The 16,247-nt window shown below is 40.1% G+C and carries 13 protein-coding genes; 1 reads left to right on the forward strand and 12 read right to left on the reverse strand.

From position 1 onward, the window contains the following. Nucleotides 1-70 precede the first annotated feature (70 nt). Together ADH81_RS03345 and pbp2a are read right to left on the reverse strand one after the other, a co-directional pair. Nucleotides 71-535, reverse strand: a complete 465-nt coding sequence (locus tag ADH81_RS03345; RefSeq protein ID WP_049526494.1) for a sigma-70 family RNA polymerase sigma factor — start codon at nt 533-535, stop codon at nt 71-73. A 172-nt stretch (nt 536-707) separates the two neighbouring features. Further along, the gene (gene pbp2a / locus ADH81_RS03350) at nt 708-2,933 is read right to left on the reverse strand and encodes a penicillin-binding protein PBP2A (RefSeq protein WP_049526496.1); all 2,226 of its coding nucleotides are present in this window, start codon (nt 2,931-2,933) and stop codon (nt 708-710) included. Nucleotides 2,934-3,021: 88 nt separating this feature from the next. Here pbp2a and ADH81_RS03355 point away from each other — a divergent pair, with 88 nt between their 5' ends. Continuing rightward, nucleotides 3,022-3,897: an RluA family pseudouridine synthase gene (locus ADH81_RS03355; RefSeq protein ID WP_152904376.1), complete on the forward strand. Its 876-nt coding sequence runs from the start codon at nt 3,022-3,024 to the stop codon at nt 3,895-3,897. Between the two features lie 73 nt (nt 3,898-3,970). Here the strand turns inward: ADH81_RS03355 and gap are convergent, their stop codons facing one another. The 10 genes from gap to ADH81_RS03405 form a co-directional block, all read right to left on the reverse strand. After that, nucleotides 3,971-4,981: a type I glyceraldehyde-3-phosphate dehydrogenase gene (gene gap, locus ADH81_RS03360; RefSeq protein WP_000260668.1), complete on the reverse strand. Its 1,011-nt coding sequence runs from the start codon at nt 4,979-4,981 to the stop codon at nt 3,971-3,973. A gap of 271 nt (nt 4,982-5,252) precedes the next feature. After that, nucleotides 5,253-7,904 carry a bifunctional acetaldehyde-CoA/alcohol dehydrogenase gene (adhE, locus tag ADH81_RS03365; RefSeq protein WP_049526552.1) on the reverse strand — a complete coding sequence of 884 codons (2,652 nt, stop codon included), beginning with the start codon at nt 7,902-7,904 and terminating at the stop codon, nt 5,253-5,255. A 300-nt stretch (nt 7,905-8,204) separates the two neighbouring features. Then, entirely contained in the window at nt 8,205-8,618 is a 414-nt protein-coding gene (locus ADH81_RS03370) for an MORN repeat-containing protein (protein WP_049504892.1), read from the reverse strand. Continuing rightward, on the reverse strand, nt 8,593-9,048 hold the full coding sequence (locus ADH81_RS03375) for a low molecular weight protein-tyrosine-phosphatase (protein WP_049526553.1): 456 nt from the start codon (nt 9,046-9,048) through the stop codon (nt 8,593-8,595). Before ADH81_RS03375 ends, ADH81_RS03370 begins: the two co-directional genes overlap by 26 nt. 48 nt (nt 9,049-9,096) lie before the next feature. Then, the gene (gene yajC / locus ADH81_RS03380; RefSeq protein WP_000509386.1) at nt 9,097-9,417 is read right to left on the reverse strand and encodes a preprotein translocase subunit YajC; all 321 of its coding nucleotides are present in this window, start codon (nt 9,415-9,417) and stop codon (nt 9,097-9,099) included. Between the two features lie 116 nt (nt 9,418-9,533). Further along, on the reverse strand, nt 9,534-11,510 hold the full coding sequence (gene tkt, locus ADH81_RS03385) for a transketolase (protein WP_049526498.1): 1,977 nt from the start codon (nt 11,508-11,510) through the stop codon (nt 9,534-9,536). Between the two features lie 114 nt (nt 11,511-11,624). Next, complete coding sequence (gene ulaG, locus ADH81_RS03390; RefSeq protein WP_006153413.1) at nt 11,625-12,716, reverse strand: L-ascorbate 6-phosphate lactonase; 1,092 nt, start codon at nt 12,714-12,716, stop codon at nt 11,625-11,627. 116 nt (nt 12,717-12,832) lie between these two features. Next, nucleotides 12,833-14,506, reverse strand: a complete 1,674-nt coding sequence (locus ADH81_RS03395) for a BglG family transcription antiterminator (protein ID WP_049526501.1) — start codon at nt 14,504-14,506, stop codon at nt 12,833-12,835. Between the two features lie 166 nt (nt 14,507-14,672). After that, nucleotides 14,673-15,380, reverse strand: coding sequence for an L-ribulose-5-phosphate 4-epimerase (locus tag ADH81_RS03400; protein ID WP_049526503.1), 708 nt, complete (start codon nt 15,378-15,380; stop codon nt 14,673-14,675). 1 nt (nt 15,381) lies between these two features. After that, nucleotides 15,382-16,245: an L-ribulose-5-phosphate 3-epimerase gene (locus tag ADH81_RS03405; protein ID WP_049526505.1), complete on the reverse strand. Its 864-nt coding sequence runs from the start codon at nt 16,243-16,245 to the stop codon at nt 15,382-15,384. Nucleotides 16,246-16,247: the final 2 nt, after the last annotated feature.

Raw genomic sequence — 16,247 nt, forward strand, 5'->3', positions numbered from 1 at the left:
AGTTGTTATTTTCAACTCTTACTATTATACCGACTTTTTTTGCTTTGTCAACACCTTTTTTAATTTTTTTTTAGAAGTCTTGTAATGTTTCCTTCAGCTCTCTGAGAAGGGCTTTGCGGCCTTTAAATCGTTCGTCTGCCCAGAGGCGTTCATAGGCTTCTTGTTTATCTTCTGGTAATTTTCTTCTATAAGTATTCAACAATTCATGAAGGGCGTAGTAATCATCCAACCACAATCCTCCTTCTGGTAATCGATGGCTAATCTCCCCTACTTCTTCATAGGCCATCCGGTCTAGGCGACGCTTTTGACTCTCTTGTTTTCTAACGCTATCAAGGATTCGATTGCGAAATTTTGTTTTGAAGTAGACGTAGAGTTTCTTTTCTTCTTCCACCAGTTCTGGATGGTGTTCTAAAAGTTCATGAAGACAGATCATGCCTTCTTGGTCCCAATCTTCTTTCTCCCACAGGTGGAGGTAGTAATCTTTTCTACATTTATGAACAATTCCTTTTACCTTCTCATAGTACTTCTCAAGCATTTGCTTTCCCCCTTTCTCTGCTTGTAGTATAGCAGAGAAAGGGGGAAAGAAGGGCCATCGTTCCTATCTTGTGTTTTTTCAAGTCCAATGTGTATCAAGAAGTATGGATATTGACAAGTGAGGGTAAAAAAAGACAAAGATTTGAATCCTTGTCTTTTAGCTTATAAACGTATTAGCGAAAGAGATCTACAATGGTATCCCATACAGTCTGAGCCTTTTCTTTAATTTTAGCATCTGAAATAGCTTTTCCTGCTTCATCGACCAGATTTTGTGCTCGTCCACGAATATCTGCTAATATATCATCCGACTGCGTACTAGTATCACTTGTAGTTTGTTTAGGTGTATTTTCTGGTGCAATACCATTCATTTTATAAGCATTTTCAACTGTAAAGGTGCTACCTGGCGTATATGGAAGGATTGTTTCCGCCATACTTCTAAAAATGTGAGCAGCACCATTCGAAGTCGAACCTGCTAGATAATGATTTTCATCGGTAGTAGGGAAACCAAGCCAATGGCTAATCACTAAATCAGGGGTATATCCAATCACCCATTGATCACTGGTATATTCTGGGTTAAAGGCCGCCTCTGTTGTTCCTGTTTTTCCAGCCATGACATAATCATCTGGAGACGAACTGACCCCTGTACCATTTGTAAAGGTTCCGAGCATCATACTTGTCATTTTATCAGCTACCGATTTGTCAACTACTCGTTTTTGAGTGTTTTTATGAGTAGCAATCACTTGACCACTAGCATTTTCAATACGATTGATAAAGTGAGCGTCTGGCATGAGTCCTTCATTTGCAAACACTGCGTAGGCTTGGGCCATCTGAAGAGGGTTAGTTTCTACGCCACCACCTAAAGCCACTCCAAGCACACGATCTACATCGCTCATGTTGAGACCAAACTTTTCCCCCGCTTCAAAGGCTTTATCTATTCCAAGCTCTTTAACAGTAGCTACTGCAGGTAAATTTAGAGATTTAGCCAAAGCTTGATACATGGGTACTTCTCGTGATGTCTTGATTCCTGCGTAGTTGTCTACTTTATAATCACCATATTGCATGGTATGATTATCCAACTCCTTATTAAGAGACCAGCCTGCCTCAACCGCTGGTGTGTACACTATCAAGGGTTTAATAGTAGACCCTGGACTTCTTTTGGATTGGGTTGCATAGTTAAAATTTCTGAAACCTGTTTTATCATCCCCTACCACTCGACCAACAACTCCTCGAACTCCACCCGTTTTTGGCTCCAAAGCGACGCTACCAGACTCTGCATGCGTCCCATCTTCAGCTGTCGGAAAGAGCGAAGTGTTTTGATAGATAACCTGCATATTTGCTTGGTAATTTTGATCTAGCTCCGTATAAATTCGATAACCGTTATTAACGATTTCTTCCTCTGTTAGATTATACTTTTCAATAGCTTCATTAACAACTGCATCAAAATAAGAAGGATAACGGTAGTCTGATATTTTCCCTTCATAACTATCTTTCAATTGAGAAGCCATATCAACACTTGCTGCTTCTGCTTCCTTATTTTTATCAAGGTAGCCGGCAACCACCATATTTTGTAAGACAGTATCTCTTCGATTAGTTGAATGCTCAATGGAATTCAGAGGATTGTACAATTCTGGGCCTTTAAGCATACCTGCTAAAGTGGCGGCTTCATCAAGAGTTAATTCCGATGCCGAAACACCAAAGTACTTTTTGCTAGCATCTTCAACACCCCAAACTCCATTACCGAAGTAGGCATTGTTCAAATACATGGTTAGAATTTCTTTTTTACTGTATTTTTTGGTTAATTCTAAAGCAAGAAAGAATTCTTTGGCCTTTCTCTGCACAGTTTGATCTTGTGAAAGATAAGCATTTTTCGCCAACTGTTGAGTAATTGTAGATCCACCACCCGAGCGACCAGCTGTTAGGATAGCTAGGAAAAAACGACCATAGTTAATTCCACTATTTTTATAGAAGCTTCTATCTTCTGTCGCAATAACAGCATTCTGCAAATCTTCACTAATTTCCGAGAGCTCAACGTAAGTTCCTTTTTGGCCTGACAAGGCACCAGCCTCATTCTCTTCTCTATCAAAAATCACCGTTCGTGTTTTCAAAGCATTCTGCAAGTCTGTAACATTTGTCGATTTAGCCAAGGCAAATAGATAAACCCCAACAAACAAGCTTACACTTAGTCCAAGAATTAGAAAGATTTTGGTCAAATGATAGCGACGCCAAAATTTTCGAATAGGTCCAACTTGCCCAGTTTTCTTTCGCCCACCTCTTGACCTTCTTAAATTAGTCGAGGTATTTTCTTCATTATTAACTTCATCGATTTCTATTTCTGCCATTTCAGATTCTTCTTTTTTAAATAAAGAAAGAAACTTTTCAAATAATGTATCTAATTTCATGCGTTTATTTTATCATCTTCCCCTTAGGAAGACAAGAATTTAGCTAGTTTCCCTATCCAAATAATCTATTTTTTGTTACAATATCTGTATGAAATTTACCTTTGTTATCCCTGATTCTCTTCCTGAAATGACTGTCAAAGTCTTCTTGGAGGAGCAACTACTCATTCCGAGAAAAATACGGCATTTCTTGAGAATTAAAAAGCACATTCTCATCAATCAAGAAGAAGTCCACTGGCATCAAACTGTCAAATCCGGAGATGAATGTCAACTGATTTTCGATGAGGAGGATTATCCTACAAAAGAAATTGTTTGGGGAAATCCTAATCTTGTCCAAGAAGTCTACCAAGACCAACATTTGATCATCGTGAACAAACCCGAAGGTATGAAAACTCACGGGAATCAACCAGAAGAAATTGCTTTTCTCAATCATGTCAGCGCCTATGTAGGCCAGACTTGCTATGTTGTCCATCGGCTAGATAAGGAAACGAGCGGTCTCATCCTCTTTGCTAAAAATCCATTTATACTGCCCATCCTCAATCGATTATTGGAGAAAAAAGAGATTTCCCGCGAGTACTGGGCTCTGGTTGAAGGAAAAGTAGGTTCTAAAGAGCTTATCTTCCGAGATAAAATAGGTCGCGATCGTCACGATCGTAGAAAACGGGTGGTGGATTTCAAAAATGGTCAATATGCTGAAACTCATGTAACTCGATTGAAGCAATTTCAAAGCAAGACCTCTCTGGTCCGCTGTAGATTAAAAACAGGTCGAACTCATCAGATTCGGGTTCATCTATCTCACCACGGACATCCAATCCTAGGAGACCCGCTCTACAATCCACACTCAAAAACTAAGAGACTAATGCTTCATGCATTTAAACTTTCCTTTGTCCATCCTCTGACCTTAAACAAATTAAGCTTTACTGCGCTATCAGACACATTTGAAAGAGAATTAAACCAAAATGGATGACACTATCATCCATTTTTTCTTATAGATACAAAAAAAGCAAGACCAGTTAGCCTTGCTTTTATCAACTCAAGAATTATTTAGCAATTTTAGCGAAGTATTCAAGAGTACGTACAAGTTGTGCAGTGTATGACATTTCGTTGTCGTACCATGAAACAACTTTAACCAATTGTTTACCGTCAACGTCAAGAACTTTAGTTTGAGTTGCGTCAAACAATGATCCGTAAGACATACCTACGATATCTGAAGATACGATTGGATCTTCTGTGTAACCGTATGATTCGTTTGAAGCTGCTTTCATAGCTGCGTTCACTTCATCAACAGTAACGTTCTTTTCAAGAACAGCTACCAATTCAGTAACTGATCCAGTTGGAGTTGGAACACGTTGTGCAGATCCGTCAAGTTTACCGTTCAATTCTGGGATTACAAGACCGATAGCTTTAGCAGCACCAGTTGAGTTAGGAACGATGTTTGCTGCACCAGCGCGAGCACGACGAAGGTCACCACCACGGTGTGGTCCGTCAAGGATCATTTGGTCACCAGTGTAAGCGTGGATAGTAGTCATCAATCCTTCTACAACACCAAAGTTGTCTTGAAGAGCTTTAGCCATTGGAGCCAAGCAGTTTGTAGTACATGAAGCACCTGAGATAACTGTTTCAGTACCATCAAGAACATCGTGGTTAGTGTTGAATACAACTGTTTTAACGTCGTTTCCACCAGGAGCAGTGATAACAACTTTCTTAGCTCCACCTGGGTGCAAGTGTTTTTCAGCAGCTGCTTTCTTAGCAAAGAAACCAGTAGCTTCAAGAACGATTTCTACACCGTCGTTAGCCCAGTCGATTTGTTCTGGATCACGTTCAGCAGAAACACGGATGAATTTACCGTTAACTTCAAATCCACCTTCTTTAACTTCCACAGTTCCGTCGAAACGACCTTGAGTTGTGTCATATTTCAACAAGTGTGCAAGCATAACTGGATCTGTAAGGTCGTTGATGCGAGTAACTTCAACACCTTCTACGTTTTGGATACGGCGGAAAGCAAGACGACCGATACGTCCGAAACCGTTAATACCAACTTTAACTACCATTAGTGATTTCCTCCTTATGAAAATCATGAAAATTTTATTGTGAAAAGAGTAACTTGAATCACTACAAATCACCTTTCAACATACCTATTATATAACTATTTGAGTTTAATTGCAAGCGCTGGCCTTGTTTTTCTGATAAGCTTTGGCAATATTTTCATTTCTTTACTTAGCCTTGCAGCCTACTCCAATTCTATGCATTTCTTAATAAAAACATATTCTCTAAGCATAAAAAACCGAGGTTTACCCTCGGTTTTGGCTGATAATTAATTAATTATTTACGGCGTCCTGGTCTTTCTTTGTAACCATAGTAAGCATCTTCGATGATTTCTTGCATATGGTCAACCATTGGAAGACGTGGGTTTGCAGGTGAACATTGGTCTTCATAAGCAAGGAAGGCCAACTCACGTGAATGTTCTTTCCATTCTTTTTCGTCAACACCTTGTGCTTTGAAGTTCATTTCGATACCTACGCGCTCACCGAGTTCGTAAACAGCTTTTGCAAAAGATTCAACCCCTTCTTCTGGTGTAGAAGCTGGAAGTCCAAGCATACGAGCGATATCTTGATATTTCTCGTCTGCACGGTAGTAGTTGTACTTAGGCCATGTAGCTGTCTTAGCTGGGCGAGTACCGTTGTAACGGATAACGTATGGAAGCAAGATTGCATTTGTACGACCATGGATTGTGTGGAATTGCGCACCAATCTTATGGGCCATTGAGTGAGAAATACCTAGGAAGGCATTGGCAAAGGCCATACCAGCGATTGTTGAAGCGTTATGCATTTTCTCACGTGAGTGGAAGTCTGCATTCTTAACTGAGCTTTCAAGGTTTTCGAATACAAGTTTGATGGCTTGAAGAGCAAGTCCGTCAGTATAGTCGCTAGCCATTTGCGATACGTATGCTTCAGTTGCGTGAGTCAATACGTCCATACCAGTATCAGCAGCAACAAATCCAGGCACTGTCAATACCAAGGCAGGGTCTACGATTGCCACAGTTGGTGTCAATGAGTAGTCAGCGATTGGGTATTTACGGTTGTTTGCTTTATCAGAGATAACGGCAAATGGAGTTACTTCAGATCCTGTACCAGATGTAGTTGGGATCGCGATGAATTTAGTCTTCTTACCAAGCAATGGGAATTTGAAGGCACGTTTACGGATATCCATGAATTTTTGTACAAGGTCACGGAAGTCCACTTCTGGTTGCTCGTAGAAGAGCCACATAACTTTAGCAGCATCCATTGGTGATCCACCACCAAGAGCGATGATTGTATCTGGTTTGAAAGAGCGCATAATCTCAGTACCACGTTCAACTGTAGTGATATCTGGATCTGGTTCTACATCTGCAAAGATTTGGTAAACAACCTTATTGCGACGAAGGTCAAGTTGTTCGATGATACGATCAAGGAAACCAAGCTCCACCATAGCGTGGTCAGTAACGATCATGACACGCTCAACGTCACGACATTTTTGAAGGTATTGAATTGAATCACGTTCAAAGTATGTTTTTGAAGGAAGTTTCATCCATTGCATGTTATTTCTCCGTCTTCCGACTTTTTTGATGTTCAAGAGGTTAATGGCGCTAACGTTATCCCCAACTGAGTTACGTCCGTAAGAACCACATCCGAGTGTCAATGATGGCAAGAAGGCATTGTAAACGTCCCCGATACCACCAAAAGTAGAAGGTGAGTTACAGATAACACGAATAGCTTTAACAGCTTTACCAAATTCTTTAGTCAATTCTTCATCGGCAGTATGGATGGCTGCTGAGTGCCCAAGACCGTTAAATTCAACCATTTGACGAGCTTTAGCAATACCATCTTCACGGCTTTCAGCTTTCAAAACTGCGATAACTGGTGACAATTTTTCACGAGTTAATGGCTCATTTTCACCAACTTCTTTACATTCTGCAGCAAGAATGTTTGTTCCTTCTGGAACAGTAAATCCTGCTTGTTCTGCAATCCAAGTTGCTGGTTTACCAACGATGCCAGCGTTCAATTTTGCACCAGCACAGTTTTTGCTGTTTGCTTTTACGCCGAAGCAGAACTCTTCAAGAAGTGCTTTTTCTTTTTTGTTTACAAAGTAAGTATGGTAAGATTTGAACTCTGCTACAAATTCATCGTAAATTTCTTTATCAATGATAACCGCTTGTTCAGATGCACAGACCATACCATTGTCAAATGATTTAGACATTACGATATCGTGAGCAGCTTGGCGGATGTTAGCTGATTTTTCAACATAAGCTGGAACGTTTCCGGCACCTACCCCAAGAGCTGGTTTACCACATGAATATGCAGCTTTAACCATGGCATTACCACCTGTTGCAAGGATTGTTGCAACACCTTCGTGGTTCATCAATGCGCTAGTTGCTTCCATAGATGGTTCAGTAATCCACTGTACACAGTTTTCAGGTGCACCTGCTTTAATCGCTGCATCACGAACGATTTGAGCTGCGTGAGCTGATGATTCTTGAGCTGATGGGTGGAATGCAAAGACAATAGGATTACGAGTCTTCAATGAAATCAACGCTTTAAAGATTGCTGTTGAAGTAGGGTTTGTTGTTGGAGTGATACCACAAACAACACCAACTGGTTCAGCGATAAGAGTCAATCCTGTTACATCATCTTCTTCGATAACACCAACTGTTTTAGTGTGGCGCATGTTATTTACCACGTGCTCACAAGCAAATAGGTTTTTAGTTGCTTTATCTTCAAATACTCCACGTCCTGTTTCTTCAAAGGCATGTAAAGCCAATTCTCCGTGAGCATCAAGTGCAGCAACTGAAGCTTTTGCTACGATATAATCGACTTGATCTTGGTCAAGTTTACGCATTTCTTCAAGGGCAACTAAAGCTTTTTGCACCAAACCATCGACATGCTTTTCAGCAGCGAGTTTCTTTTCTTCTGGTGTTACAGTTTTTTTATCAGCCATATTTTCCTCCATAGCTTTCAAGGATTGCAAGTCCTTTGTTAATTTTTTCACAAGTTTATTATAACTCTTTTTTAAACGTTTGTAAACAGTTTCATAGATATTTCACAAACTTTTTTTATTTGTTTGTGAAAATAATTTCAAACATACCCGCACATGCACTTTTTCACTTAAAGTTTGTGAATTATTCCATAAAAGTTTTATTTTTCACAAACTTAGTTGTAAAAGAGTCTTGTAAGCCGTTTTTATTTCCATGTAAGCGCTTTCTGCCGGTCTGGAAGAATACCTCCTTCTAGGAGGAGGTTATTGTGCTTGTTGAAATAAACCTTGTTTGAAGTCCCCTTCATAGACTACTTCTTGTTCGGTAGTCAGTTTTCCTTTTCCTTCAGCTTGGCCATTTACAAAGTCTCCCTCATATACCCAACCTGCTTTAGCTTGGTAGGTACCTTTACCATTGAAGGCACCATTGCTAAATTCTCCAGTATAGGTATCACCGTTTGAGAAGGTAACAGTGCCCTGACCATTCATCTTACCACGAACTAGGCTCCCGTCATAAATAATAGCATCGTTATCAAGCTTAAGAACGCCCTGTTTTGGAAGATTGGTCAGAAATACGAGACCTGCACAGACAACAATGACGATCACTGTCGCAATTTCTAAACGGGGACGTGTTAAATAGACACTATATTTTTCATAGAGTTTTTTTAAGTTTTCCATGTTCACTCTCATTTTCTAAGCGACTTAACCAAGCCTGGCAACCAGTTAAAACTCGGTCATAAGTTTCTTCAAAATCACCTGTATACCAGGGATCTGGAACGCTTTCAGATGCAAAAGGCTGTATCTTGTATTGTTGTTCTTGTGGACACATCTGACGCAAATCAGCGAGATTAGACTCATCCATCCCAATGATATAGTCAAAATACTCAAAATCTTTTTTAGAAATTTGTTGGGAAGTTTTTGAAGTATCATAAGGAACGCCATGACTTCGAAAGATTCCTTGCGTTCCTTTGTGGATTGGACTACCGTGTTCCCAGGAAGAAGTCGCACGACTTTGAATCTCATATTTATCGGTCAGGGATTTCATTACAAATTCCGCCATAGGGCTACGACAAATATTGCCAAGACAGACAAAGACAACTTTTTTCATCATTGTTCCTCTCATTTATAGAAAAACGGGAATGCATTCCACCCCGTTTTATTCTTCAATAGCACTGCCTTCTTCGATAACTGCACCTTCAGGTGTGACAGCTTCTTTGACTGGCAAAACTGTTCTAATTGCACCTAATTCGAAAGTCAAGTATACTCCGTCTACATCAAGTACAATCGTTTTGTTTTCAGTATCAACTTCGTCGACTGTACCGTAGAGACCACCGATTGTGATTACTTCGTAGCCTTTTTGAAGTTTGTTGAGGCTCTCCATACGTTTTTCAGCTTGTTTTTTTTGAGAACGTTGCATGAAGAACATCAAGCCGAACATCAAAACAAGCATAATCAAGAATGTTAAATTCCCACCCATTATTTTTTCTCCTTTGTAATTCAGATAAAACTACTATATCAAATTTCACTTGTTTTTACAAGATTGCACCTTGATTTTAGGTCAATAAAAAACCAGAGCAAATGCCCTGATTTTTCTTATTTCAAGTTGTTTACAAGTTCTACTAAGTTTTCAACTGTAAATCCATATTCTGCTAAAACTTTTGGTGCTGGGGCAGACGCTCCAAAGGTATCAATACCGAGAACCGCTCCATCAAGACCAACGTATTTGTACCAGTTTTGAGTTGCTCCCATTTCAACTGCTACACGACGACGGACAGCATTTGGTAAAATCTCTTCTTTGTATGCTGCATCTTGTGCATCAAATACATCTGTAGATGGCATGCTGACCACGCGCACCTTACCACCTTGACTTGCCAATTCTTTAGCGGCTGCAACAGCCAGATTAACTTCTGAACCTGTTGCAATCAAAATAGTGTCAAAGTCTGTAGCATTTTCATAAACGACATAAGCACCTTTTGCAACTTTAGCAAAGTCTGTTCCTTCTTCAACAGTCAAGTTTTGACGAGTCAAGACAAGAACAGTCGGAGTTTTCTCGCTTTTAACTGCTTGATACCAAGCTGCTTGAGTTTCACGCGCATCTGCTGGACGGAAAACATTAAGGTTTGGAATCGCACGAAGACCTGCCAAGTGCTCAATCGGTTCATGAGTTGGTCCATCTTCACCAACTGCGATTGAATCGTGAGTGAAGACATAAGTCACTGGAAGACCTTGTAAGGCTGACAAACGAACTGCTGCTTTAAGGTAGTCTGAGAATACGAAGAAAGTTCCACCATAAACTCGAAGTCCACCGTGAAGAGCCATTCCGTTCAAGACAGTACCCATTGCAAATTCACGAACACCAAACTGGATGTTGCGATTTAAGCGATTTGCATCGTCTTGAAGTCCGTCCGTTTTGATGTAAGTCATATTTGAGTGAGCTAGGTCTGCTGATCCACCAAGGAAGGTTGGCAATTTAGCAGCCACAACATTCAAGGCATCTTGACTTGAGTTACGCGTCGCTTGAGAGAAGCCATTTTCTAAAGCTGGGAAGTCTTCTGGAGTCAATTCAACTGGATCGCGTCCGTCGATGATTGCTTCCACTTCTGCAGCCAGTTCTGGGTGAGCTTCTTTATAATCTGCGACTAGTTTTGTCCATGCTTCATAGGCTGATGCGCCACGGTCTGCAACATTTTCTTTGAAATCAGCATAAACTTCTGCTGGGATTTCAAATGGTTTATAGTTCCAACCAAGTGCCTGGCGAGTTGCTGCAGTTTCATCCGCTCCAAGAGGAGCACCGTGTACAGCATTGGTGCCTTGTTTGTTTGGAGAACCATAACCAATAACAGTTTTCACTTCAATCAAAGATGGTTTTCCTGAAGCCTTAGCTTCTTCAATAGCAGCATGAATAGCTTCTAAGTCTGTTCCATCTTCTACCAAGGCTGTATGCCAACCATAAGCATTGTAACGATCGCGGACACTTTCTGTGAAAGAATCTTTTGTCTCACCATCCAAGTTGATATCATTTGAATCATAAAGAACAACCAACTTGTCAAGCTTTTGCAAGCCTGCATAAGAAGCAGCTTCACTTGAAACACCTTCCATCAAGTCACCATCTCCACAGATAACGTAAGTGTAGTGGTCAAAGATGCTATAACCTTCACGGTTGTACTTAGCTGCAAGGAAACGTTCTGCTTGTGCAAAACCTGTCGCAGTCGCAATCCCTTGTCCTAGAGGACCTGTTGTTGCATCAACCCCTGCTGTATGACCAAATTCTGGGTGACCTGGAGTTTTAGAGCCCCATTGACGGAAGTTCTTCACTTCATCCATGCTCACATCTTCAAATCCAGAAAGGTGAAGAAGGGCATAGAGAAGCATTGATCCGTGACCAGCTGAAAGAATGAAACGGTCGCGGTTAATCCAGTTTGGTTGAGCTGGATTGATACGAAGTTCTTTAGTGAATAGGCTGTATGCCATCGGTGCAGCTCCCATAACCACCCCTGGGTGACCTGAGTTGGCTTTATTGATAGCGTCAATACCTAGAAAACGAATCGCATTAACAGATAGATTTGACATAGAATTTCCTTTCTCTTTGAGGTGATAGGTCTATCACATATTCTATTTGTACTATTATATGAAAATTATCCGTATCGTGCAACATACGGATAACCTCCAGAAAAAATTTTTATATTAAAGCAAGGCTTTGAATTGGATATTTGAGTCTTGTTCGAAGCAGTCATCAAAACCACGCGGGTGATGGTATTCTATTAAGTGTTGGTCTTGAGGATAAGTGTATTTACCACCAACTTCCCAGATAAATGGATGGAAATCGTATTGCAAACGATCTTTTCTCATCTTCCAAAGTTCTAGGATTTCATTCGTAGAAGCCATGAAGTTAGACCAGATATCATAGTGAACTGGGATAATGACTTTAGCACGAAGATTTTCTGCCATGCGAAGTAGGTCGATAGAGGTCATTTTATCTTGGATACCTACTGGGTTTTCACCATAGTTATTCAAAGCAACATCAATTTTGAAGTCTTTACCATGTTTCGCAAAGTAGTTTGAGAAGTGAGAATCCGCACCATGATAAATGGTTCCACCTGGTGTTTCAAAGACATAGTTAACAGCCTTTTGAGCCATTTCTTCATCTGTAACAGCTAAACCAGCAAGTTCGCCACCTGTCTCATCAGCACCGTTCACTGGTAGCGTTACCAAGCAAGTACGGTCAAATGATTCTACCGCATGAATCTTCATGTCTTTTAGTTCAATAGTATCACCTGGTTTGACAACGATGATGCGTTCTTTTGGAACACCCCATCCTTCCCAGATTCGTCCACAATGGTAAGGGCCGATAAACTTAACATGTTCTAACTTAGGATTATTGAGAATTGCTGCAGCTGTGTATGGGTCGATATGGTCACTATGGAAGTGTGAAACCAAGTAGTAGTCGAGTTCATTGATAGCAAATGGATCGATAACCATTGGCTGAACACGTAAGTTTGGTTGCAATTTACGAACACCTGCCATATTTGCCATTTGGTGTCCGCGAACCATATCTTTCACTTTTTTAGTTGATTTTCCACGGTTTGACCAAAGGTCCATGACAACGTTAGCACCACCTGGTGTTTTAATCCAAGTACCACAGTTGCCTAGCCACCACATGGCAAAGTTACCTTCAGGAACGACTTCTTCTTCGATTTCTTCGTTCAACCATGTTCCCCACTCTGGGAAAGTAGCTAAAATCCATGATTCTCTCGTAATTTCTTTTACGTTTGGCATTTGAAATCCTCCATATTTTGTTCAAGTATTTATTTCATACTTAGTATAACACCGACCGATATATTAAAAAAGACCAAGAAAAACACAGGTTTGTGTTCATCATTGGACTGTGATGTTTATGATTCATCTAAAAAAGCTTGGATGACTAATTCTTGGTTGATTAAAAGTTGAATTTCTTCTTGTAATTTTGCCGCAGCATGTTTATCCGATATATAGGTGCCGATAATGGTTGATAGATTTTCCTTGAAGGTTCGACCGTCTTTTCTGAGGACCTTATTCTTCATAAAGTCTGTTATGCGTAAAATATCTTCTGCCTCAAGTATAGGATTTACCTTTAAAACTGGGAAATGACTCTCAAGTTCATCGTTGGTTGTGATTAGTAAATCAACCTGAGTAATATCCTCTACGCTTTTGAACTGCTCAGTTGTAAAGACTGCCCCTATCTGTTCATTTGGAAGATAGAATCGACATTGTTTAAGTAAGAGTTTAGAGACGCCCACTCCTTCATCACACACAATATAAATCTTCTTGGTATTGTTTTGAATCGATGGAGTATACTTTAAAAAACCTCCAACATGAATGGTCAAATAGGCAATCTCATCATCCGTCAATCGAATCTGCCAAGCTTCTTCTAACACTTCTGCACATTTTTTTGTAATTACGAAAAGTTCACTATACTTAGAACGAATCTGACGTGTTAAGGGATTTTTTGAGAAGATCCCATAATTTTTTCTAAATAGTAGAGCCTTACAATGAATCACAAGATTTCTCAGTAAATCTTCTTTCTGTTCAATCTCCATTCTGGTTTGGGATTCAAAATACCAAATAAACTCTTCTAAAGCCATTCTCAAATGCTGAAAATCTTTACTTTCTGCATGGATGTCTCGATCTTTTCGATAGGATAACAAAAGAATGGCTAACAGAGATCTATCTAATTCTGAAAACGAGATGCTAAATGTTTCAAACAAGCGCTCTCCTAGTTTTTTTGATACCTGATATTCAATTCTCTTTCGAATCAATGAAAACTCTTGCTCAATTTCTTGGTGTTTGTCCTGATTACGAGTAACGGTATCACATCCAAGTAGAAGATAGGGGAGGACCTGTAACATAAAAGTGACTTCGTGATGGTTTATTTTTTTCCCCAAATCTTGCTCAACCAACGGAACCTGTTTTTTGAGAAATTGATTGACCTCATCGGAAAGAAGCATCTCACCGTCTAATCTTTCCTTGATTTTTTCCTCTAAAATAGCAACAAAGGCTGGATTTTCCTCCATAAAGATATGATAGAGAAGGGATTGAAGATACTGGATTTTATTAAGAGGATGTGCATTTAGATAGTAACCGCGAGATTTACTAACTTGAAGCGTTACTTGATACTGCTCTAATGTCAGCTGGTAACGAATGGTATTTAAATCATTTAGGACCGTATTTCGAGAAACTTCTGTCAATTCCATGAGTTTTTCAAGCGTGATTCTCTCTTTGGAAATACCAATCAGAAGGAGCATCAGCTGCATCCGCTCGTTTGCACTCATGATGTAATCATAAGAATCAACTTCGTCTAATAATTGACGACAAGCTTCTCTTTGTTCATCGGTCAAGTAAATACCAATCCGAGGCAGACTGATGATATGCAAATTCTCATCGTCCAAAGCATCATTGATTTTATCAATGTGATAGTAGATTTTTCTTCGAGATTGAGCCAGATCTTTTGAAATCGTCATAATCGTTTTGGACGTTTCTTGATCCATCAAATATTGAAGCAAGTCACAGCTCGCCTTATCTAAAACCATAATTCATACTCCTCTATTTGTCAATCGCTTCCAAAACAACTTTATAATGGTATCACATTCGTACAGACTTTGCAATTATATGCTGTAAACTCTTAACAGTGGATACTGACAACTACAAAAGCGAGGCTTGGATCGAAAGGTCCTAGCCTCTTTTCAATTCAATTTCTTATTTCTTTTGACCGTAATAAGCATTTGGTCCATGTTTACGTTGGTAGTGTTTTTCTAGGATGTACTGAGGAGCAGGTTCAACTCTTGGATTGATTTGCTCTGTAAAGCGATTCATCTTAGATACTTCCTCTAATACAACAGAGTGATAGACAGCATTCTCTGGGTTTTTGCCCCAGGTGAATGGACCGTGATTACGTACGACAATCCCTGGTACTTCAACAGGGTTGAGACCACGACGTTCAAACTCTTCTACGATAACTAGGCCAGTATCTTTTTCATAGGCTACTTCTACTTCATCCTTGGTCAAACTACGGGCGCAAGGAATTGAACCGTAGAAATAATCCGCATGGGTTGTTCCATAGAAAGGAATATCACGGCCTGCCTGAGCCCAACCAACAGCTTCTGTCGAATGGGTATGGACCACACTAGCAATGGCTGGCCAAGCTTTATATAACTGTACATGAGTTGGAAGGTCCGAAGATGGTCTTAAATCTCCTTCTAGAACCTTGCCATCCAGGTCAGTCACCACCATGTTTTCAGGTGTCAATTCGTCATAATCTACGCCTGATGGTTTGATAACAATGACACCGAGTTCGCGATTGACTTCCGATACATTGCCCCAGGTAAATTTAACAAGTCCATGTTTTGGCAATGATTGATTAGCATCACAGACTCGTTTACGCATAGCATTGATTATTTGATTCATCTTACATCAAACCTGCTTTCTTAATTAGTGGGTAGAGAAAGGCTTGGGCCTCTTGAATGGCTGCGCGTGTTTCTTCTACAGTTTCACAATTTTCAGACCACATTTCGATTAAGAAAGGTCCATTATAATTGGTTTGCTTTAAAATATCGAAAGCTTCTTCCCATTTGACACAACCTTGCCCAAAAGGTACATCTCGGAACTGGCCCTTTGAACTTTCTGTCACTGCATAAGTATCCTTGAGATGGAGAGCTGCGATGGCATGATGGCCAAGATAAAATTCACTGTAGACATCATTATGCCAGGCAGACACATTCCCAATATCTGGATATACAAAGAGGTAGGGAGAGTCAATTTCTTTTTCTATAGCCAAGTATTTTTCGATGCTATTGATGAAAGGATCATCCATAATTTCAATAGCAAGTACCACCTGAGCTTCTTCAGCCCAGTCACAAGCTTTTCTCAAATTTTTGATAAAACGTTGGCGTGTCTGGGGTGACTTTTCCTCATAGTAAACGTCGTAACCAGCTAATTGAATCGTACGAACTCCCAAATCTTGGGCTAATTCGATACATTTTTTCATGAGTTCCAGAGATTTTTCCTCTAGAACTTGATCATTCGATCCCAATGGGTAACGACGATGACCTGAAAAACAGATAGAAGGAATACGAACTCCAGTTTCATAAATCGCTTTGACAACTTCCAAGCGCTCTTCCTTGCTCCAGTCAAGTCTTGCTAAACGCTCGTCACGTTCATCAATAGACATCTCGACAAAATCAAAGCCTAACTCCTTAGCGAAATTTAAACGTTCTATCCAAGTAAAGTGGGTCGGGGTTGCCTTTTCATAAATTCCAATTGGACGTGCCATGG

Origin of the sequence: Streptococcus pseudopneumoniae, from assembly GCF_001072925.1 — a bacterium.
Classification (GTDB): domain Bacteria; phylum Bacillota; class Bacilli; order Lactobacillales; family Streptococcaceae; genus Streptococcus; species Streptococcus pseudopneumoniae_Q.

Coding starts and splice junctions, on each gene's coding strand:
- ADH81_RS03345 (WP_049526494.1), bottom strand. CDS start 535: ATGCTTGAGAAGTACTATGAGAAGGTAAAAGGAATTGTTCATAAATGT.
- pbp2a (WP_049526496.1), bottom strand. CDS start 2,933: ATGAAATTAGATACATTATTTGAAAAGTTTCTTTCTTTATTTAAAAAA.
- ADH81_RS03355 (WP_152904376.1), top strand. CDS start 3,022: ATGAAATTTACCTTTGTTATCCCTGATTCTCTTCCTGAAATGACTGTC.
- gap (WP_000260668.1), bottom strand. CDS start 4,981: ATGGTAGTTAAAGTTGGTATTAACGGTTTCGGACGTATCGGTCGTCTT.
- adhE (WP_049526552.1), bottom strand. CDS start 7,904: ATGGCTGATAAAAAAACTGTAACACCAGAAGAAAAGAAACTCGCTGCT.
- ADH81_RS03370 (WP_049504892.1), bottom strand. CDS start 8,618: ATGGAAAACTTAAAAAAACTCTATGAAAAATATAGTGTCTATTTAACA.
- ADH81_RS03375 (WP_049526553.1), bottom strand. CDS start 9,048: ATGAAAAAAGTTGTCTTTGTCTGTCTTGGCAATATTTGTCGTAGCCCT.
- yajC (WP_000509386.1), bottom strand. CDS start 9,417: ATGGGTGGGAATTTAACATTCTTGATTATGCTTGTTTTGATGTTCGGC.
- tkt (WP_049526498.1), bottom strand. CDS start 11,510: ATGTCAAATCTATCTGTTAATGCGATTCGTTTTCTAGGTATTGACGCT.
- ulaG (WP_006153413.1), bottom strand. CDS start 12,716: ATGCCAAACGTAAAAGAAATTACGAGAGAATCATGGATTTTAGCTACT.
- ADH81_RS03395 (WP_049526501.1), bottom strand. CDS start 14,506: ATGGTTTTAGATAAGGCGAGCTGTGACTTGCTTCAATATTTGATGGAT.
- ADH81_RS03400 (WP_049526503.1), bottom strand. CDS start 15,380: ATGAATCAAATAATCAATGCTATGCGTAAACGAGTCTGTGATGCTAAT.
- ADH81_RS03405 (WP_049526505.1), bottom strand. CDS start 16,245: ATGGCACGTCCAATTGGAATTTATGAAAAGGCAACCCCGACCCACTTT.